At 46.0% G+C, this 21,806-nt stretch carries 14 protein-coding genes; all 14 read right to left on the bottom strand.

Annotated features, from left to right (window positions below):
* Nucleotides 1–168: 168 nt before the first annotated feature.
* On the bottom strand, nt 169–504 hold the full coding sequence (cas2, locus tag DXA74_RS02650) for a CRISPR-associated endonuclease Cas2 (RefSeq protein WP_233550431.1): 336 nt from the start codon (nt 502–504) through the stop codon (nt 169–171).
* 25 nt (nt 505–529) lie between these two features.
* Nucleotides 530–1,477 (bottom strand): type II CRISPR-associated endonuclease Cas1, encoded by a 948-nt coding sequence (cas1, locus tag DXA74_RS02655; protein WP_118525395.1) that lies wholly within the window; start codon nt 1,475–1,477, stop codon nt 530–532.
* Nucleotides 1,478–1,494: 17 nt separating this feature from the next.
* Nucleotides 1,495–5,793: a type II CRISPR RNA-guided endonuclease Cas9 gene (gene cas9 / locus DXA74_RS02660; protein WP_118525287.1), complete on the bottom strand. Its 4,299-nt coding sequence runs from the start codon at nt 5,791–5,793 to the stop codon at nt 1,495–1,497.
* Between the two features lie 408 nt (nt 5,794–6,201).
* Nucleotides 6,202–7,311: a sulfotransferase gene (locus tag DXA74_RS02665; protein ID WP_118525288.1), complete on the bottom strand. Its 1,110-nt coding sequence runs from the start codon at nt 7,309–7,311 to the stop codon at nt 6,202–6,204.
* Between the two features lie 14 nt (nt 7,312–7,325).
* A complete protein-coding gene (gene cysN, locus DXA74_RS02670) occupies nt 7,326–8,750 on the bottom strand; it encodes a sulfate adenylyltransferase subunit CysN (RefSeq protein ID WP_118525289.1) in 1,425 nt (474 codons plus the stop codon).
* 12 nt (nt 8,751–8,762) lie between these two features.
* Nucleotides 8,763–9,674, bottom strand: a complete 912-nt coding sequence (gene cysD / locus DXA74_RS02675; protein ID WP_199666064.1) for a sulfate adenylyltransferase subunit CysD — start codon at nt 9,672–9,674, stop codon at nt 8,763–8,765.
* A gap of 5 nt (nt 9,675–9,679) precedes the next feature.
* Nucleotides 9,680–10,285, bottom strand: a complete 606-nt coding sequence (gene cysC, locus DXA74_RS02680) for an adenylyl-sulfate kinase (protein WP_118525290.1) — start codon at nt 10,283–10,285, stop codon at nt 9,680–9,682.
* A gap of 12 nt (nt 10,286–10,297) precedes the next feature.
* A complete protein-coding gene (locus tag DXA74_RS02685) occupies nt 10,298–11,845 on the bottom strand; it encodes an SLC13 family permease (protein ID WP_118525291.1) in 1,548 nt (515 codons plus the stop codon).
* Nucleotides 11,846–11,857: 12 nt separating this feature from the next.
* On the bottom strand, nt 11,858–15,079 hold the full coding sequence (carB, locus tag DXA74_RS02690) for a carbamoyl-phosphate synthase (glutamine-hydrolyzing) large subunit (RefSeq protein WP_118525397.1): 3,222 nt from the start codon (nt 15,077–15,079) through the stop codon (nt 11,858–11,860).
* A gap of 16 nt (nt 15,080–15,095) precedes the next feature.
* Nucleotides 15,096–16,172, bottom strand: coding sequence for a glutamine-hydrolyzing carbamoyl-phosphate synthase small subunit (gene carA / locus DXA74_RS02695; protein ID WP_118525292.1), 1,077 nt, complete (start codon nt 16,170–16,172; stop codon nt 15,096–15,098).
* A 413-nt stretch (nt 16,173–16,585) separates the two neighbouring features.
* Nucleotides 16,586–17,716, bottom strand: coding sequence for a DUF6057 family protein (locus DXA74_RS02700; protein WP_147401008.1), 1,131 nt, complete (start codon nt 17,714–17,716; stop codon nt 16,586–16,588).
* A 49-nt stretch (nt 17,717–17,765) separates the two neighbouring features.
* Nucleotides 17,766–19,805, bottom strand: a complete 2,040-nt coding sequence (locus DXA74_RS02705; RefSeq protein WP_118525294.1) for an alpha amylase C-terminal domain-containing protein — start codon at nt 19,803–19,805, stop codon at nt 17,766–17,768.
* 42 nt (nt 19,806–19,847) lie between these two features.
* Entirely contained in the window at nt 19,848–20,960 is a 1,113-nt protein-coding gene (locus DXA74_RS02710; protein ID WP_118525295.1) for a phosphatidylinositol-4-phosphate 5-kinase, read from the bottom strand.
* 459 nt (nt 20,961–21,419) lie between these two features.
* Nucleotides 21,420–21,797: a VOC family protein gene (locus tag DXA74_RS02715; protein WP_118525296.1), complete on the bottom strand. Its 378-nt coding sequence runs from the start codon at nt 21,795–21,797 to the stop codon at nt 21,420–21,422.
* Nucleotides 21,798–21,806: the final 9 nt, after the last annotated feature.

Consider the following 21,806-nt stretch of genomic DNA (forward strand, 5'->3'; position numbering starts at 1 on the left):
TTTGCTTACATTTTAGTATCTTTGACTTGTTGGAAACAACAGACTTGCTATAACAAACATTATATCAAGCAATTAGTTCGACTCCTTCAATTTAAAAAAGCAAAGCTATAGAAATGATAAATCCAGTAGCATTACAGGATTTATCATTTCTACTTACCAACAGTTCTTTTAAAACAGTTCCAGTTGCTGCTCAGAAGCAATTACATCTATAGTTTTTTTTCCATAAAAAAGTTCAATATTTCCAAACTGCTTATCGGTTATACAAAGAATTCCAACACTTCCGAACTCCGGTAAAAATGCTTTTACCCTTTTAACATGAACAGCCGCATTCTCGCAACTGTTGCAGTGCCTGATATATATTGAAAATTGAAATTTCGTAAAACCATCTCTTAAAAGGTTATTCCGAAATGTTGTATAAGCCTTTTTATCCTTTTTGGTTTCTGTAGGCAAATCAAAGAAAACAAGCAACCACATAATCCTATATTCACTAAGTCTGTCTTTCATACACAATCATTACTGCTAAACATGATTACATCTCCGGGTAAGATATTTTGCGCAATTCTCCTGCAAAACATTTGTATAATGACGATGTTGTTATACTTGCTGCAACCATCAGAGGACTACGTTTACCATTAATTACGACCTCTAAGGTAGGAATAGACAATAGTTTGGCTTTCAAATCTCTTGACAGTTCAAAATCATTGTTATAAGGGTTGGCAAGCATTTCGGTTTTCCAAATTCCATAGACCAAATTATCAACATATGGTCTATAAGGCTCCATAATATCATCCGCTAAACAATAAGCATTATATCTATTATGATGATGTATTCCTAACGTAGGTAATAAACCACTTGATACTAAACTTCTTGCAATTATTGCACGCAGTATTGCATAACCATAATTCAACAGATTATTAGGCGGCATGCCTTCCCTATCTCTACAGAAGCCTTTTATGGGGAACAGATTTTTCCAATAAAAAGCCGCAGCCCGGGCTTCCATGTTCTCTGCATCACCACTTTTAACCTCATCTACCCATACTCGCATACACCGAATCTCATGATCGCAATAAATTCCCAAGACCTTCCACTGATTATAAATTTTTGCTTTAATTGTTTGTTGCCATAATTGTTTTTGAAGAGGAACAGAAGCATCCAATTGCATTCTAAAGCGTTCATTTTGAGTTGTATTTCCATAAAGCGGAAGCATTAACCCAACAGGCATATTTTTATGATCACAAGTGATAATAGCACAATTATTCTCAAGCAAAGCTTCCAATAATCCAGATGTTATTGTAATCTGTCTATTATCAATAACCACCACACCGATATCTTCTATGGGCTTGGTTACTTCAGAAGCCTTTTTGAAACTATCAGAAACGGAGGTGCATTTCTGCACCTCCGGAAGCTTTATTACCATCTGATTGTTTCTCAACGAGAGATATGCCGGATTTCCAAAATATAGTGTTTTCTTGATCATGGTAATAATGTTAGTCATTAATATTCACCGACAGAAACTATTTTGCCAATATGATTAACTCTGACCTTGACTATTTTATCCAATCCTTTTGAACTTCGAAAATCAGTCCAGGTAATTCCTTTCATTTTGGTAGAACTATTATCAATAGTCGTTTCTAAATGGTGTCTGAAAACATATTTTCTATATGATATTTTCTGAACACGGAATAAATTCGGACTAATCAAACTATAATTATCTGGATTGAGTAAATCGATATTGGCAGGATCAAACCCAGTCTTTGCATTCGGAAAAACAAAATACTCATTCTGTTTCATCGTAAACAGGAATTGCCATCCTTCATCAGTTTTATAATTCCGATCTACAGCAGGCAAACCTTGATTAACCCTTTCTACCACCTCAAAGAAAGGCACCACTTTTTCTGTTATTTCATATTCTATATTCCCTTCTTTATCTAATTTTATCTGTCCATTCTTGTCTTGTTTTGGTTTCTTATATACAGCAACATGATGATTATTGCCTGTTGACACAAAGTCACAGCCTATCATATCACCATTTTCGTCCAAAAGTGCTTGGCCATCCTTATCTTTTTTATGATGCAAAGCAACAACCGTGCTTGGCCCTTCGACTTTCACACATTTTATACAGATACCCTTTTCTTTATTCAGCCATATTGGATTCTCTTCTAAATTAGAAAATGCTTTATCTTTGTTTCCTCCGAACTCAGCAAGTCTCTTTTCCAGAACTCTTCTTATTGAAGGATCGACAACTTTCTCCAAATTCAAATCTTTACTTATAGGCTTCCGAACCGTATATAGTATTTCCCAATCTGACAATCTAACCTTTTCCGGCACCTGTTCACGCTGCCGTTCATCTATATACAAGGGAACTTTCTCCAGCGAATTTGATCCGGTAAAGGCTTTCTTTGGATTTCCATCGAACTCTCCCAGTCGCTTCAACAATGCGTTTCGATATTTTTCGTTACTGACACGCATAATTTTTTCTTGCGTGAAGGATGCGTTGACACATTCTTCAGAAAAAATTCGACGCTTTGACACACCATAAATAGTTTCCAAATGTAACTGCCCACGTGGTGTTAACTGGATTTTACTCCTTTCTCCATTTTTAAATTTACCACGGTTCACATTATTGGTAACGACCTTATTTTTCGCTTTTACAGAAACAAGCAGGCTTTCCATGAGACGTTTGGTTTCGGCACGGAATTTATTTAAAGGCATGGGAGGATTTATTCTTCCATCCTTAAAATACTTGTTCTTAATAGCCATAATATTGCTGTGTTCTTTATGTTCTGAATCATACGCAGCATTTCTATAATTAAAGAACTGCACATAAGCTTCTTTGGTAAAAGCAACAGTCAACGCATCCATGGCATGATGACGATGATCATTTCTTTTTGTCCAGTTCACAATTCTTTTTACAGTCCGCCCGTCTCGGTCTTGATAAGTTTCCACTTCTCCCAATGCTTCATACTTCGAAAGATTCAGTTCTTTCATAACATCAACAAGCTGCCAATCCTGGCGTAATTGTTCTGTTATGGACCCCGATGTGGCAATAACTCTGCGACAAATCTCATTCAGCATCTCAAGCGCTTTCTTGGCTATATATTGTGTATTCCGCAAATCACGGTCAACAAAACCATCAGGAATTTCAAGGGCACTCATTTTCAATTTTCTAAGTTTGGTGGGCTTTCCTCTGAAGATATTTTCACAGCGGTTCACATATGCTTCTAGTTCTTCCTCTCCATACTTAGACTGAACAAAATCATACGCAGTCATTAGTCCTTTTTCAATATTTACAGAACGATATTCCAAAGTTTTATTGGAAAGTGAATCGTCAAAAATCCTCGCTTTAGGAATAATGTGCTCTATGTCTATCTCCTTAGAAAACAAAAGTTCTCTGGGGATATATTTATTTGAATATAAAGTATGGTAATTGTTCTCCTTCAATTCTTCATACAATTTATATCTGATAATATCTGTCCTGCTTACGGTTGACAGATTGAACTCTTTAAGAAGAATCTCACGAATCTTCTCATTTTCCTTAGTGTTTGAAGCAATGGATTTTATTAATTCCTCTCTTTCCTTAGAACTCTTTTTGAGTTCACGTGCCAATTCTATACGTATCTCATCAGGCCTTCCATATTCATTTATAATCTGATTGACCACATTAATCATCTGGTTAAGAATTTTTTCTACAACAGGATTACGCAAACCGTTTTTCGGTATCAGCTGCAGTTTGTCCTTTAAGACCTTATTGGCTATTTCTTCTTTTGTCAGTGATGATCTTGAATGACGATATCCGGCATAATCGCAAGCGACACTATATTGATTTCCTTCTTTCATATAAGGCAAAATCTTACGAATAGCCTTGGCACTCAAACTTGCATAATCACCCTCAAAAGTAACATTAGCTATGGACTGCGCATAGTCGCGTTCCATGCCGCACAAGCTCATCAATTTCTGTATCAGACTTTCGTTTCCTGTACGAGAATTATCCCCTTCGAAAGAATATAACAGATGCCATAACCGGAAAAAATCTTTGCGCTCCATTTCTTTATTGCTTTCGCCCAAATCCATGACCAACAAATTCGTATTCCAACCCAAATCGGTAAAAATTTGGAAAAGCATATCCATTATTTCCTGAGAAGACTTCTTGAAATCAACAGGTTCATAACCATAAGTTTCAATAGCTCTACTAAATGCAGAGAATAAAGCAAACCCCGTACGATTACCTTCTATTGATTTGAAATTCAAATCCAGATTCAAATCGCTTTCATCAAACAACAGTTTCAAGACATCAGACTTTTTAAGACTGCTCTTGATCATCAGTTCCTTGGCTAATATTTCCTTTTCTTCTAAATAAAGAGGCCTTCTACCATTTGTCAGCAAAGCATCCTCATAATCTTCAAATAATGTCTGCGGTTTCTTGGTTTTCTTTCTTTTTGTATTCTTATCTACAACAAAAACCTCTATATCATTGAGACATTGCCATATTTTGAATTCCTGAAATAAAGGATGAGAGCGTGATATTACTTTGGCTCCTATTATTTTTTCTCTGCCATCAGGAAGAATCCGTTTTTCCCTTTCAAGTTCACACACACTGACAAGTCCTTTCTGACTCTTCAACTTTCTCTGATAGAAAATAACAACGTCTCTTATCTCATTTTTTAAAGATTCCGTGAGTTCCCCATGAAACTTAGCTTGTGTTTCCCAAATCTTATCAAACTCATCCATGTAGTCCTGTCGGTAAAATACTATATTACGTAAACCTCTATTGGGATTCTCTTGGATAATTCTCAAAAGATATTGGCCGACAGTTTCACGATTGAAGTACAATTCCTTACTTCGGTCACTAATTGCACCGAGATAACCACTCGAAGAACTAATCTGACCATTGATTTCCTGAATCACAATGGCCAACATCTCAGGTGGAAGTTTCTCCCTTTGTGCTTGAACTCTCCAGCTATAAGTTTCTATTTTCTGTTCCTGCCCTTTTGTTGTTCTTTTTAATCCGGATAAATGTAAATCCTTTATTACATATTGAGTTTCTGCTTTTTCTTCATTCCACACTTCAACAGTTTCTTGCCAAACAAAATTTTCAGCAAGTTTAGTCCAAGTTTGGGTTTTATTTTTTCCACGCAACCCTTCTTTAAGAATATCCGTTAATACATCTGGATAAAAGGTTTTCTGAAAATCCCAAAGACGATTTAATTCATTCTGTAAATCAGAACGGTAAAAATCAGGCAAGATTTTTCGTCCTTGTCGCAAATATTCCAAACAGAGCTCTCCAGGTGTCAGATTATCTTCATAAAGCTTTTTAGCTATGTCCATGGAATCAATCAGGCTGCCATCTTCTTCTGTTTTTTTGATTTTACGCGAACTTTTATATCCTCGCTTTTTATTTATCATCAGCAAGACTCTTGCAAGATCTTTCAATGATATCTCTTCGGAAACAGCCTTTGCCCGTAAATGATAAGTTTCAAATGTAGATTTATTACCAGATTCTGATAAAATATCAGAATCGGTAATGAAGCCATGCTCTTTCAAAATCTGAATAAGAATATCTCTTCTGTATTTATATCTTTGCAGATTATGTCTGGCACTTCTTTTTTGGGTTCTTGCCGCATTCGTGGTTATGCTTTTACCTTTCTCAAAATCCTGAATCTCATCAGAAGAAAGAGGATTCACTCTTACACCAGCTTTTATTATATTTGACTCCTCCTGAGGATTTTCAGCTTCATTAACCAATGCCCAACCGATACTTGTCGTACCTAAATCAAGTCCTAATATCTTTTTCATTGCTTATTGTATTTTATATATTTCTATTTCATAAACAGAACAATAAGCCAAATATAATAAATATATCTATAAAAAAACAAACAAAATATTGTTTTATTAATCTACATCTATTATTTTTGCAATACTAAAATGTAGCAAATCACAATAAGGTTTATCCGTTGTGAAAACATTAGGTTCCCTCGTCCTTTAACGGGGGATTTTTTATTTATATAATCTCACAGCCCTATATTTATCTCATTGATTATTCCGTTCAGATATATTATTTAATACAAACTAATTTTCAGAAGATTTGAAAATCAACGATAGAAAAGAATCCGATATACAAAAAACTCCGTCCCCTCTCCCGAATCGCTCGGAAAAGGGGACGGAGCCATTTTATACAATAATATTCGTCAAGCCATGCTCAGCTTAGTGCACCGGGTAATCCCAGTCCTTCAAGGCATAGCCCCAGTTGTCGTTCACCAGCTGAACGGTGCGCGGCTTGTATTCATACTTGTTCTTCTTGTAGCCTTTCTTCTTGCCCACATAAGCCTCAATGGCCGGACGGGCTTCTTCCCATCCCGGAATATTCAGCTTGCGGTAAATATCCTCGGTGGTGGCCAAAGCGTCACGCTCAAACTCCTCAAACTTCACCTCATAGAGATTGCCTTCGGGGATGAACTTCTTCTGCTCCTCGTAAGCGCGATACAGCTGTGTATAGGCATCGAGAATGTTCTGCTCCATCACGTTCTCATCGTAAGGCTGGAGCTCCAGCGGCTTGATGGTGTTGTTAAAGAAGCTGCGGGTACTCTCGAACACGGTGTAGGGATTACGCATCAGATAGATGAACTTGGCGTTGGGGAACAGTTCCACCAGGGCCTTTACACGACCAGTGTGTGGCGGGTTCTTGGACAGATACTGTGTACCGCCGGTATTCCACAACGAAATCTTCACCAGTTTGAGGAAGGTCTCCTTAAATACCTTCAACTCCTCGGGGGTGATCTTCTCAAAAGTGAGGTAACGCTCGCAATACTCCATCATGCGCTCCGGGAAGAACCAGAAGTCATAATAAGAATAAGGCATCATGTTCGACAGGGCGAACTCTTCCTCCTGAGGCAGATCGGGCGCCAGCTCCATATTGTCGGTCGGACGCTTGTCCGGCATCAGCCAGCCCATGGTCTTCTTGAACATAGGTTGTCCGAACATCATCAGGTGCGGGAACACAGTCTGATAAGTAGTGGTGTAACCGAAATGCTTGTCCTGCGCAAAGATGTTGTGCACAAAAGTGGTTCCGCTGCGCCAGTGGCCCAAGATGAACACGGGGTCGTTCTGCAACGGCTGTGAAGCCAGCAGCTTTTCGTACTTCTTGTCCTGCAAACCCTTGAGGGTGCTCAACAGGCGGCACACGCCCTTGGTCAAATAATACTTGTTCTTGTATTTGGAACCGATATTCTGCCCGTCGGTCATCTTCTTAAATGTATCCCAGTCTGCGCCTACAAGCGTATTGACCGGCAATTTACTGAATTCCAGTAGTCCCATTCCTTCCTCCTCTCTTATTTGATGATGTTAATGGCGATACCCTGACGTGAAAGGTCTTTCACAGCCTTCTCAATCGCGTCGTAATGCTCCGGAGCAATGCCCAGTTTCGGCAGGTTCAGTTCCGGAATATCTTCGTGCTCGATGTCGGCTACATCTGTAGGACCGATGATCATACCCACCGCACTGGTGTTGTTGGTAATCGGGTCGATCAGGATGAATGAACCGGTAGCCTTGTTCTTGGAATAAGCGTCGAAGAACAGGGTCTTGGCTGTGGTGATCTGCACACGTCCGATCTCGTTGAGTTTGAAGAACTCGGCCGGGCTTTGCTCCATAGTGTTCACGTCTACCTTATAGGCAATCTGATCGATGGTGGCACGGGTGGTATTGGTATTGTGCTTCAGATAGAACTGCTTCTTGCGATCCATAGGCTCCTCGTCCATCCACACGAGCATGGTTTCTACATGACGGCCGATCTCCGGCAGATTGTCGCTTTTGACAATCATCTCGCCACGGGAGATGTCGATCTCATCCTCCAAAGTAATGGTGACACACTGCGGACAGAAAGCTTCTTCGAGCTCGCCCTCGTAGGTCACGATGCTCTTTACGTGTGATTTCTTCTTGGAAGGCAGGGCCATGATTTCGTCGCCCTTACGGATTACGCCGGAAGCGATCTTGCCGCAGAAACCACGGAAGTCGAGGTTCGGACGCAGCACGTACTGTACCGGATAGCGGAAGTCGTCCATATTGCGGTCGGTGTGGATAGGCACAGTCTCCAGGAAGTCGAGCAATGCCGGTCCTTCGTACCACGGAGTGCGGTCGGACTTCTCTACCACGTTGTCGCCATCAAGGGCGGACAGCGGGAAGCAGGTTACATCGTCAATACCCAGGTAATCGGTCAGCTTGCGGTACTCGCCCACAATCTTGTCGAACACTTCCTGACTGAAGTCTACCAGGTCCATCTTGTTTACAGCCAGCACAATGTGCTTGATGCCGAGCAAAGACACCAGGAAGGTGTGGCGACGGGTCTGGGTGATGACACCGGTACGGGCATCCACCAGAATGATGGCCAGATTGGCGGTAGAGCCACCGGTAATCATATTGCGGGTATATTGTTCGTGTCCCGGAGTGTCGGCAATGATGAACTTACGCAAATTGGTTGAGAAATAACGGTAGGCCACGTCGATGGTGATACCCTCCTCACGCTCGGCTTTCAGTCCGTCGAGCAACAGGGCGTAGTCGATGTGCTCACCGGCATTGCCCACACGCTTGCTGTCGCGCTCCAACGCCTGCAACTGGTCTTCATAGAGCTTCTTGCTGTCGAACAGCAGACGGCCGATCAGCGTAGACTTTCCGTCGTCTACAGAACCGGCGGTCAGCAAACGCAACAGGTCTTTCTTTTCATCCTGATCCAGGAATTCCTTAATATTTTGAACTGCCATAATCTTTCTGTTTTAAAAATATCCTTCACGCTTTTTCTGCTCCATGGATGCTTCCTGGTCGAAGTCGATCACACGGGTGGTACGCTCACTCTTGGTGGTGGTCATCATTTCCTCCACAATCTTCTCGATGGTGTCTGCCTCGCTCTCGATGGCTCCGGTCAGCGGCCAGCAGCCCAAGGTACGGAAGCGGATCTTCTTCATCTCGATCTGGTCGCGGTATTTCTCCGGCAGACGGTCGTCGTCCGGCATGATGAGCTGACCGTCGATATTGACCACCGGACGTTCCTTGGCGAAGTACAGCGGCACAATAGGAATGTTCTCCAGACGGATGTACTGCCAGATGTCGAGCTCGGTCCAGTTGCTCAACGGGAACACACGGATGCTCTCGCCCTTGTGCACGCGGCTGTTGTAGATGTCCCACAACTCCGGACGCTGGTTCTTCGGGTCCCACTGCTGGAACTGGTCGCGGAAAGAGAAAATACGCTCCTTGGCACGGCTCTTCTCCTCATCACGGCGAGCGCCACCGAAAGCGGCATCGAACTTGTATTTTGCCAAAGCATCTAGCAAGGCCTTGGTCTTCATCAGGTCGGTGTGTACCTTACTGCCGTGGGTAAACGGACCCACACCGGCATGGAAGGCTTCCATGTTAGACTCTACAATCAGGTTCCAGCCGTACTGCTTGGCGTAGTTGTCGCGGAACTCGATCATTTCCTTGAATTTCCACTTGGAATCGATGTGCATCAAAGGGAACGGAACTTTTCCGGGCGCAAAGGCTTTCTCGGCCAGACGCACCATTACAGAAGAGTCCTTACCTATGGAATAAAGCATCACAGGATTTTCAAACTCGGCGGCCACCTCACGGATGATGTGGATGGACTCGGCCTCGAGCTCCTGCAAATGACTCAAACTATATTCTGCCATAATCAATATTATTTGTTGTTATTTGATTCGAAAATTAACTGAAGCACCTGGTTCACGGCTTCCTCCAAAGAGAGTTTGGAGGTGTCGAGCGAAAGGGCGGGATGCTCGGGTGCCTCAAACGGAGCGCTCACTCCGGTAAAGTCCTTGATCTCACCGCGACGGGCACGGGCATAAAGGCCCTTGACATCGCGCTGCTCGCAGACGCTCAGCGGGGTGCTGACATAAATTTCACGGAAATCGTCCTTGCCGATAATCTCGGCTGCCATCTCACGAAGCTGGTTGGTCGGGCTGATGAAAGCGGCAATGGTCACAATGCCGGTATCTACAAACAGCTTGCCCACTTCGGCAATACGGCGGATGTTTTCCACACGGTCTTCTTCCGAGAAACCGAGATTGCGGTTGATGCCCGAACGGATATTGTCACCGTCGAGAATGCGGCACAGAACGCCGCGCTTGTCCAGTTCGCGTTCCAGACTCAGAGCAATGGTACTCTTGCCGGAACCGGAAAGACCGGTGAACCAGATCATCATACCTTTCTGACCGAGCAAGGCCTCCTTGTCGGCACGGGTCATCATCTTGTCATAGATGGGATATATGTTATTCTCTTGTGTCATCTTCTGTTCGTTTTAGAAGTTCCAGAACATAGGGATTAGTATAATGGATAATATGAATACGATGATATTCAGCGGCAAACCGATACGTACAAAGTCGGTAAACTTGTAACCTCCGATACCCTGCACAATCAGGTTGGTCTGATAACCGATCGGTGTGGAGAACGAAGCCGAAGCGGCGACACAGATCACCACAAAAAACGGCGTAGGGTCAACACCCAACTGACGGGATACGGCCAGTGCTATGGGGAAAGCCAATGCAGCGGCGGCATTGTTGGTGATCAGCTCCGTACACAGATTTGTAATCAGGAAGATGATGGCCAACAGGGCGTGCGGTCCCAGTGAATCGGTAAGTCCGATTATCTGATTGGCAATGAATGTTGCAAAACCGGAGTTTTCCATAGCCTTGCTGATGGCAAAGGCGCAGGCAATCGTAATCAGTACATCCCAGGAAATATACTTGGTATAGTTCTTGGGAGAAAACATCTTTGTCCATGCCATAATGACTGTGGTGATACACACGAAGAAAAACATGTCGAGCTTGACTCCGGGAAACAGATTGGCCACAAAGGGAAGTTCGCCCACAGTGGCACCCACAATCATAAACAACAGCAGGATCATGGCAAAATAGCGCTTCTTGCGCTCCATCTGCATGTCGGCATCCATCACGGAAAGCATCAGGAAGACACGGCTGTCGCCCCAGGTAGGAATGAACTTGTCGTCGGTCTCCAATACCAAGGTGTCGTTTTCACACAGACGGATATTCATCCAGTCGCCTTCCAGACGCACACCATTGCGGTGCAGACTGCGTACTGTAGCACCATAGTGACGCGGAAAGTCAAATTCCTTCAAAGTCTTGCCGTTGCCCGGAAAACGTGCTCCGATAACGGCTTCTACACAAACCACATTGCTCTCAGCAGTGAGATCTTCCAGTTCTTCGTCCTTGGCATTTACCTCAGGCAACAGTTTCTTGGAGAAGAAAACCAGATAGGTGATTCCGATTACAGCAATGATCACTCCGATTTTACCGAGTTCGAAAATCGTAAAACCTTCGTAGCCCGCATCCTGAATCATACCGTCGACCACCAGATTGGTTGAAGTACCGATCAGGGTACACATACCGCCCAATATAGTGGCATAGGAAAGCGGAATCAGGAATTTAGAGGCAGAGAGTCCGGTCCGTCGGGCCCAGTTCTTGATGATCGGGGCAAAGATCACGACAACCGGTGTGTTGTTCAGGAAAGCAGAGATAAAGGCAATAACAGGAAGCATGTGCATGTTGCCCTTGGCCACACTGCACTTCTCCTTCGGGAGCAGCCGGTAAATGAACTGTTCCAATACCCCACTCTTGCGAATACCTTCGCTCACCAGGAAAAGCAGGGCTACCGTGATCATGCCTTTATTGGAGAATCCTTCGAGACACTCCTTCGGAGAAATGATTCCCGTGCACAAAAAAAGCACAACCACCGAGAAAAGGACCATGCCTGGTCGCATACGGTCGTTGATTAAAGCAACGACCATTGCAACCAGACATAGCAATACAAAGATGATTTCAAAATTCATACATATCCTTTATTACTTGTATTCAGACCAACTCTTGATGACAATGTCATCGGTCTTGATCTTGCAGAATGCATGGATAAAGGCACTCGCCAGACGAGCGTTGGTGATCAACGGAATATTCAGGTCGATGGCGGCACGACGGATCTTGTAACCGTTGCTGATCTCGCCTTCGGTGAGGTTCTTCGGAATGTTCACCACCATATCAATCTGTTTCTGGTGCAGCATATCCAATGCCTGAGGATGTCCCTCCTCGTTTGGCCAGTATACCAATGTATTTTCAATGCCGTTTTCTGTGAGGAAGCGGCTGGTACCTCCGGTAGCATACAGGTTGTAACCATTCTCTTTCAGCTCGCGGGCCGCATCGAGCATGCTTGCCTTCTGCTTGGCGCCTCCGGTAGAGAGCAGGATGTTCTTCTCCGGAACACGGTGACCTACTGAAAGCATGGCCTGCATCAGAGCGTTGTCGGTATCATCACCCAAACAGCCAACCTCACCGGTTGAAGCCATATCTACACCCAATACCGGGTCGGCCTTCTGCAAGCGGTTGAATGAGAACTGGCTGGCCTTGATTCCTACATAATCGAAGTCGAACAGACTCTTGTTCGGCTTGCTTACCGGCAATCCGAGCATTACCTTGGTAGCCAGCTCAATGAAGTTTATCTTCAATACCTTGCTTACGAATGGGAAGCTTCGTGAAGCACGCAGGTTACATTCAATTACCTTGATGTCGTTGTTCTTAGCCAGGAACTGGATGTTGAACGGACCGCTGATCTTCAGCTCACGGGCAATCTCGCCAGAGATCTTCTTGATGCGGCGTACAGTCTCCACGTACAGTTTCTGTGCCGGGAACTGGATGGTAGCATCTCCTGAGTGAACACCGGCAAACTCAATGTGCTCGCTGATGGCGTATGCCAGGATTTCTCCGTCCTTGGCCACAGCATCCATTTCCACTTCCTTGGCATTCAACAGGAACTTGCTGATCACCACCGGATGCTTCTGGGATACGTTGGCAGCCAGTTTCAGGAAGCGTTCCAACTCTTCCTGGTTAGAACATACGTTCATGGCAGCACCGGAAAGTACGTATGAAGGACGAACCAATACCGGGAAGCCAACCTTCTCGATGAAGGCATTTACATCTTCCATATTGGTCAGGGCGCTCCACTCCGGCTGGTCTACACCGATGCGGTTCAACATGGCTGAGAACTTCTCGCGGTCCTCGGCGTTGTCGATGCTCTTGGCAGTAGTTCCCAACAATGGAATGTGCTGGCCGTCGAGACGCATGGCGAGGTTGTTTGGAATCTGACCACCGGTAGATACAATCACACCGTGCGGGCACTCCAGATCCAGAATATCCATGACACGCTCGAATGTCAACTCGTCGAAGTACAGACGGTCGCACATATCGTAATCGGTTGACACGGTTTCCGGATTATAATTGATCATGACAGAGCGGTAGCCTTCCTTGCGGATGGTGTTCAGAGCCTGCACACCGCACCAGTCGAACTCTACGGATGAACCGATTCGGTAAGCTCCGGAACCCAATACCACGATGCTGCGCTTGTCGTGCTCGAACTTGATATCGTTGGCTACACCGCTGTAAGTGAGATACAGATAGTTGGTCTGTGCCGGATACTCGGCTGCCAAAGTATCGATCTGCTTCACAACCGGAACAATGCCGGCTGCCTTACGGCGATTGCGGACAATCAGGATGGCATCGTCAATGTCGAGCTCGTCTTCCATACCCAGAGCGCGGGCAATCTGGAAGTCGGTGAATCCCTGAACCTTCGCCTTGCGGAGCAGCTCGTTGTCAAGCAGGTTGATATTCTTGCAAGCGTGCAACTCGCGTGAAGTCTGCTTGATGTTGGCCAGTTTCTCCAGGAACCAACGGTCAATCTTGGTCAGTTCGTGAATCTGGTCCACAGTATAGCCTTTTGAAAGGGCTTTAGAGATAATGAAGATACGCTTGTCGGTCGGTTCGCGCAGAGCAGCGTCGATATTCTCGATCTCCAGCTCCTTGTTTTCTACGAAACCGTGCATGCCCTGACCGATCATACGCAGACCCTTCTGGATAGCCTCTTCGAAGGTACGGCCGATAGCCATCACCTCGCCGACTGACTTCATGGATGAACCCAATTCGCGGTCTACTCCACGGAACTTACCCAAGTCCCAACGAGGGATCTTGCAGACTACATAGTCCAATGCCGGCTCAAAGAAAGCTGAAGTGGTCTTGGTAACCGAGTTCTTCAACTCAAACAGACCGTAACCCATACCCAACTTGGCAGCTACGAAAGCCAACGGATAACCGGTTGCCTTTGAGGCCAAAGCTGAAGAACGGCTCAGACGGGCATTCACCTCGATCACGCGGTAGTCCTCAGATTCCGGGTCGAATGCATACTGTACGTTACACTCTCCCACGATACCGATGTGACGCACGATCTTGATACTCAAGGCACGCAACTTGTGATATTCAGAGTTGGTCAGTGTCTGCGACGGAGCGATTACGATACTCTCACCGGTGTGGATACCCAGCGGGTCGAAGTTTTCCATATTACATACGGTAATACAGTTGTCGTACTTGTCGCGCACTACCTCATATTCAATTTCCTTCCAGCCCTTCAAACTCTTCTCCACCAATACCTGCGGTGAGAATGAGAAGGCTTTCTCGGCCAGTTTGTTCAGTTCTTCTTCGTTGTCGCAGAAGCCGGAACCCAGACCTCCCAGTGCATAAGCGGCACGGATGATGACCGGATAACCCAACTCGGCAGCAGCCTTGCGTGCCTCCTCGATGCTTTCGCAAGCCTGGCTCTTGATGGTCTTCACATCAATCTCGTCCAGCTTCTTCACGAACAGCTCGCGGTCCTCTGTGTCGATAATGGCCTGAACCGGAGTACCGAGCACCTGCACATTATACTTCTCCAGAATGCCGCTCTTGTAAAGCTGCACACCGCAGTTCAAGGCAGTCTGTCCACCGAATGCCAACAGGATGCCCTGTGGTTTCTCTTTCTCGATTACCTTCTCTACGAAGAACGGAGTTACCGGCAGGAAGTAAATCTGATCAGCCACACCCTCACTGGTCTGCACTGTGGCAATGTTCGGGTTGATCAATACGGTTTCAATACCTTCTTCCTTCAGAGCCTTCAAGGCCTGAGAACCAGAATAATCAAACTCACCGGCTTCACCGATTTTCAAGGCTCCTGAACCTAACAGCAGGACCTTCTTAATATTTTTGTCAATCATTTAAAGTCAAGAATTAAAGAAGTTTTACAAAATCATCGAATAAGAACTCAGTATCAATCGGACCGCTGCAAGCTTCCGGGTGGAACTGTGCGCTGAACCAAGGATTTGTCTTGTGGCGGATACCTTCGTTAGATCCGTCGTTCATGTTCACAAACAATGGTTCCCAATCCTGTCCCAGAGTATCGCTGTCTACTGCATATCCGTGATTTTGACTGGTGATGAAGCATTTGTTGGTACCGACCATGCGAACCGGCTGGTTGTGGCTACGGTGACCGTACTTCAGTTTGTAGATCTTAGCTCCTGCTGCCTTGCTCAACAGCTGGTTACCCATACAGATACCCATGCAAGGACGCACCTTGTCTGAGTTGAGGAACTTGCGGATGTTCACTACAGCATCCTCGCAAGTGTCCGGGTCACCGGGACCGTTGGCCAGGAACAGGCCGTCGAACTCCATATCATTGAAATCGTAGTTCCAAGGCACTCGGATGACCTCTACTCCACGATTGATCAGGCAACGGATAATATTGTGCTTCACACCGCAGTCCACCAAAACGACTTTTTTGGGAGCGCCGGTGTTGTAACGGATGATTTCCTTGCAAGACACGCGGTCCACGAAGTTCACGCCGTTATAGTCAGCATGAGGAATATTCTCAGGTTCGTCGTCGAAGATGATCTTACCCATCATAACACCATGCTCACGCAGCACCTTAGTCAGTTCGCGAGTGTCAATGCCGGTAATTCCCGGAATCTGCTCACGCTTCAGCCAGTCGGCCAGACTTTCCTTGGCATTCCAGTGTGAATACTCATTGCTGTAATCCGACACAATGATTGCAGAGGCATAAATCTTGTCGCTTTCCATAAAGGTTGCCAAACCGTTTTCTTCGAAGGTGAAGGCCGGAACGCCGTAATTTCCCACCAACGGATAAGTCAGCACCATAAGCTGTCCGGCATAAGACGGATCGGTCAAACTCTCGGGATATCCCATCATTGCTGTGTTAAACACAACTTCGCCTGCCACCGGCTTCTCATAGCCGAACGACTTTCCACAAAATTTGGTCCCGTCGTCGAGGATAAGTGTTACATTTCTCATTGCACAATACTATTGTATAAAGAATAATTATAGTTATTATTGTTTGGTTCTTGCCAGAGTGAAACGTACGGACACAAGAAAGACCACTCATTCCGGTAAATAAATACCGAAAGGTGGCCTAACAAACAATATGTCGTAAAGTTGGAGAAACTGTGAAAGGAAAAAAGGCCGACACCTTGCAATCTAAACAAATTAGTTTGCAAAAGTCAGTTTTTCGTTCTGTTGTTCCGCCGTACGTTTTCCAATACGGCTGTACACATTTTTCTCCTTCTATATGCATCCCTTTGAACTATTTCTATTTAGTGTGCAAAGGTATAAAAAAAAACGAATCAACCATATACTTTTTGCTTATTCTCGCCGAAAAAAAACGAAAAAAAGCCCGAATGCGGCCGTCTGAAAGCTGCTACCCCCGTTTACCGGTAGTTATAATAGTACCAGTAAGTCCGTCCGAAGGACTGGCGGATCTTGTTCTGCACTTCCTGTGCAGACACTTTGTTGCGGGACATGGTGAGATAATCGTTGTAGTTTTCTTCCAGCGACTCATTCTCATACACACAGACCGGAGCCGTGCGTATCCGCTTATACAGAATCAGAGCCTCGCGGTAGTGTCTCGGCAGAGAGTCATTCAGCGGATAATATTTCACCACAGACGAAGCGAACTGGTCAATCTTACGGTCCAGAAGCAGACTGCTCAGGTAGAGGTCCTGCACTTCCTTGCGGCGTGTAGAATCACACAGATTGCGTTCCAGAATAATCTGGAAGAACAGTTCGGGATTCTGCTGCAGGTGTTTGCCGGGACGCGCTCCCCAGAAATCATAGAACTTATATTCCAGACTGTCGCATGACAAGAACTCATGTTCCGACACCAGCAGGTCCGAAGAACCGGAAAGTCCGCGGGCACGGAAGAGTTCCTCGCCCAAACGCTGATCCTGCGACAAGGCCAAAGCGCGTATGGCATGAAAAGCGGGAGACATGCCCGTACTGCCCGGTCGCATCTCCAGAATCTCATCATAACACTCATCGTTCAGCAGGCTTTCTGCCTTGAGCTGATAATGCAACCGGTCGTTCGTATTACCGACCTTGCCCACAAAGGCAAACATCAGGAAAAACAGCAGGGCATTGGGCCAGGAGTCTGTATAACGGTATTTGTCTTGCACGATGTATGAGGCATATTTCCGCAGCAGAAGCATACATACCCCCACCACGACAGCCGTCACAGCCACCCACGTCCAGCCGGATGCCGCAAACCCGATTCCGTCACTTTTCGGAGTGCCTCCGCTGATCACCGCCAGCAATACAGCCGAAGGGAAATAAGACAGAGCCACAAAAGGTGTGGGCAACGAACAGGCATAGGCAAGCAGTTCTCCCAGAAAAACCAGAAGCAGCGTGATGATCAATCCGCCTACAAGCGGACTGTATGACGTGAGGCCATCAGACAGGATGTACTGAAAGCACGCCAACAAGTCCGCCTGCATGCAGTATAGATATAAGAAAGAAAAGAGGGCGAACAAAAGAGTCGCACAGAGCTTTGTCGCCCTCCACATAAATTTGTCCTTTTCGTTATTACGCATCATTCAACAACTACAATTTGTCTCACTTCTTACGCAGCACCATAGCTGTTCGCGCCGGCAGATACAGCTTCAGCCATCCCTTGCCATCGCGCGCCAGAAGGTCATCGTGCAAAGTGAAATGTTCTATACGATCGTCGTTCAGACCGTGTCCGCCAAACTCCGGTGCATCCGTATTCAGCACGACCTCATACGAACCTTCCGGCATCATGAAGCCATAGTCGGAATATGAGCGGTTGTAGCTGAAGTTGAACACAAAGAGCAAATCCTTGCGGCTGTATGCCAGCACCTGGTCGCCGTCGTTGTGCCATACCTCTACCACCGGTGTCTTTTCAAATCCGGCCTTCTTGCGGATCAGATGAATCATTTCTTTATCAAAATCTCCCAGATATTTAAAGCACAATGTGTTATCATCTACCAGATGCCACTGGCGACGGGCGTATTTATAGCTCCATCCGTTACCTTCGCGCGGGAAGTCAATCCATTCCGGATGTCCGAACTCATTTCCCATAAAGTTCAGATAACCGCCGTTGATTGTGGATGCGGTGAGCAGACGGATCATCTTGTGCAGGGCAATACCACGCTCGGCCTGATAATTCTCGTCGCCAATCTTGAAGTGCCAGTACATGTCTGCATCCACCAGACGGAAGATGATGGTCTTGTCGCCCACCAGAGCCTGGTCGTGACTCTCGCAATAAGAAATGGTCTTTTCATCCTTGCGGCGGTTAGTCACCTCCCAGAACATGCTGCTCGGTTTCCAGTTCTCGTCGGCATATTCCTTGATCAGCTTGATCCAGTAATCCGGAATATTCATGGCCATACGGTAGTCGAATCCGATACCGCCGTCCTTGAATGTAGAAGCCAGTCCCGGCATTCCGGAAACTTCCTCAGCAATGGTGATGGCCTTCGGCTTGACTTCGTGAATCAACAGGTTGGCCAGTGTCAGATAACAGATTGCCTGATCATCCTGCGCACCATTATAATAATCACCATAGTTGGTATAAGCCTCGCCCAGACCGTGGTTGTAATAAAGCATGGAAGTAACGCCGTCGAAGCGGAAACCGTCGAACTGGAATTCCTCCAGCCAATACTTACAGTTAGACAACAGGAAGTGTACCACCTCATTGCGTCCGTAGTCAAAGCAGAGGCTGTCCCATGCCGGATGCTCGCGACGGTCGCCCTGACAGAAGTACTGGCAAGGATCGCCGGCAAAATTGGCCAGACCCTCCATTTCGTTCTTCACAGCGTGAGAGTGAACCAGGTCCATAATCACGGCAATACCCTTGGCGTGGGCGGCATCAATCAGCTCCTTCAGCTCTTCGGGAGTACCGAAACGGCTGGACGGAGCGAAGAAGCTAGACACATGATAACCGAAGCTGCCGTAATACGGATGCTCCTGAATGGCCATAATCTGAATACAGTTATAACCGTCGGCCACGATACGCGGCAACACATTGTCCTTGAATTCCTTATAAGTACCCACCTTCTCTGCATCCTGAGCCATACCTACATGGCACTCGTAAATGAGCAGCGGGGCGCTTGACTTGATCTTGAAATTGCGTTTCTTGAATACGTATGGATTCTCGGGATCCCATACCTGAGCAGAAAAAATGTGGCTTTCCTCATCCTGCACCACGCGCTTGGCCCATGCCGGAATACGCTCACCACAACCGCCTTCCCAGTAAACCTTCAGCTTATAGAACTGACCGTGTTTCAGGGCAGACTTGCGCAGCTTCACTTCCCAAACACCGGCGTCGTTGATTTTCTTGAGCTCGTATTGGGGAAGCTCTTCCCACTTGCTAAAATCACCAACCAGGAACATGGAAGTGGCATTGGGAGCCCACTCGCGGAACACCCATCCCTTATCGGTCTTCTGCAGGCCGAAATACAGATATCCGGTTGCAAAATCAGAAAGGGTCTGTGCCCCGTTTCCTGTCAATTCATTCATTCTGCGCACAGCATATTCATGCCGGTCATTGATGATCTGCTCGTAAGGTTCGAGCCAGGGGTCGTTCTTGACCATTTTCAATCTGGCGCAATTGGGTCGTTTTGTTTTTTCTGCCATAAGAATAAGATTTTATAAGGCCTTTTAAAGGTCGTTTTTAGATTAGTTTTTCTTTACTCCGCGAGCGTATGTTCCTTTCTCCAGAATGTTTCCATTCTTGTCTTTCAGCACATACTCTCCGTCTTTTTCGTTATTCAGGAATCCTCCTTCATATCGTTTTCCGTCAGCGTCCACCAGGATTCCGGGACCGTTTTTCTCACCTTTCCGGAAGGTACCCTTGAACTTGGTTCCGTCGGCCAGTCGCAGAATGCCCTGTCCGTCCATCTGACCGTTTTTCCATTCGCCGTCATACACATCGCCGTTGCTCCAGGTGTAAACACCTTTGCCGTCGCGGCGGTTTGCCTTCCAGGTTCCCACGTAAGACGCACCGGTGGCCCAGGTAAAGGTGCCGGTTCCGTCCTGCTCTCCTGCCTTGAAATGTCCCACATACTTGTTGCCGTTGGCAAAAGTGAACACTCCTTCGCCGGTTCTTTCTCCCTGCACATAGTCGCCTTCGTACACGTCGCCGTTGTGGAATTTGTAGGTTCCCTTGCCATGCTGCACATCGTCTACCCACTCACCGCTGTACACGTCACCGTCTGAGTAATAGAAGGTTCCCTTACCGTTTCTCTGGTTGTTTTTCCAGGCACCTTCGTAGCGCGAACCGTCATTCCAGTCGAACACACCCTTACCCTCTTTCCGGTCGTTCAGCCACTGGCCCTTGTAGAATGCGCCGTTGGCAAAGGTATAGGTGCCCTGCCCTTCGCGCATATCTCCGCGCCAGTTGCCCACATAAACGTCACCGTTATAATAGTACATGGTTCCCTGTCCCTGCTGATAGTCACGGAACCAGAGACCGTCATATTTGTTGTTGTTCACAAAATAATAGATTCCCTTGCCGTGCTGCTGATCCTGAAACCACTGTCCTTCGTACTTCTCACCATCGGAAAAGGTATAAACGCCAAAGCCCTGACGCTTTCCCTTGACATATTCTCCCTGATAAGTGTCTCCGTTCTGATATTTTGTGATTCCTTTACCATAGGGCTTTCCCTTGAAAAGCTCTCCCTGATATTCACCACCATCCTTGAAGGTGTAGTTACCTATAGTTATTTTCTGAGCTCCTGCATCCAGAACAAAAGCAAGGGCAATGCCGGTAAGATAATATTTAAAGTTCATTTATATCCAATATTATACAATTATATATCAAAAATAAGCATAATACCTTAAACGAACAAGATTTTTACAAACATTTAATGCTTTAACGTTACTTTAGATTAAAAATCACACCAAAACGGACCGTTATGACAACCGAAAACCGGCGGTTTTGCATACAAAATGTCCGCATCGGCCCCACCTCTTTTCCCCGAAGATAAAACGGAGGACACGGTTGGTCCGGAACGGTGCACCACCGACACGTTCGGTCATCCGCAAGCAGACCGATGCAACCGCTTCAAAAAATCATTCCAATGAACCGGGAAAATCATTTTGATGTTTTGCACAATTCATCAGCATCTTTTTTCAGGAGCACTTTTTCAGGACAAAACCGCTGGCGGAAGGATAAAACACACGCGCCGCAACAGCCCTTTGACAAAGGCTGCCGCGGCGCGTGATATGTTTCCTATATTTCGGTCTGCATTATTTTGCCGGAAGGATTTCAATCCAATAGTCGTCGGGATCGTTGATAAAGTACAGTCCCATCTCGTGGTTCTCAAAACAGATGCATCCCATCTCGCGATGGTAGGCACGCACCTGGTCATAATCTCCTTCTACACGCAGGCACAGGTGGGTTTCGTTCTCTCCCAACTCGTATGCCTGAGGATGGTCCTTGAGCCAGGTCAGTTCCAGAAAGAAAGTCTTGGCCTCGTCGCACAGATAAACCAGCACGAACGAACCGTCGGCGGCTTCCTTACGATGATGCTCCTTCAGGCCAAGTGCCTGATTGTAAAAGGCAATACTTCTTTCCAAATCAGTTACATTTACGTTCAAATGATCAAATCTAGACTTGATTTCCATAATTTTTCT

It is taken from the genome of Bacteroides sp. OF04-15BH (assembly GCF_003477995.1).
GTDB lineage: Bacteria > Bacteroidota > Bacteroidia > Bacteroidales > Bacteroidaceae > Paraprevotella.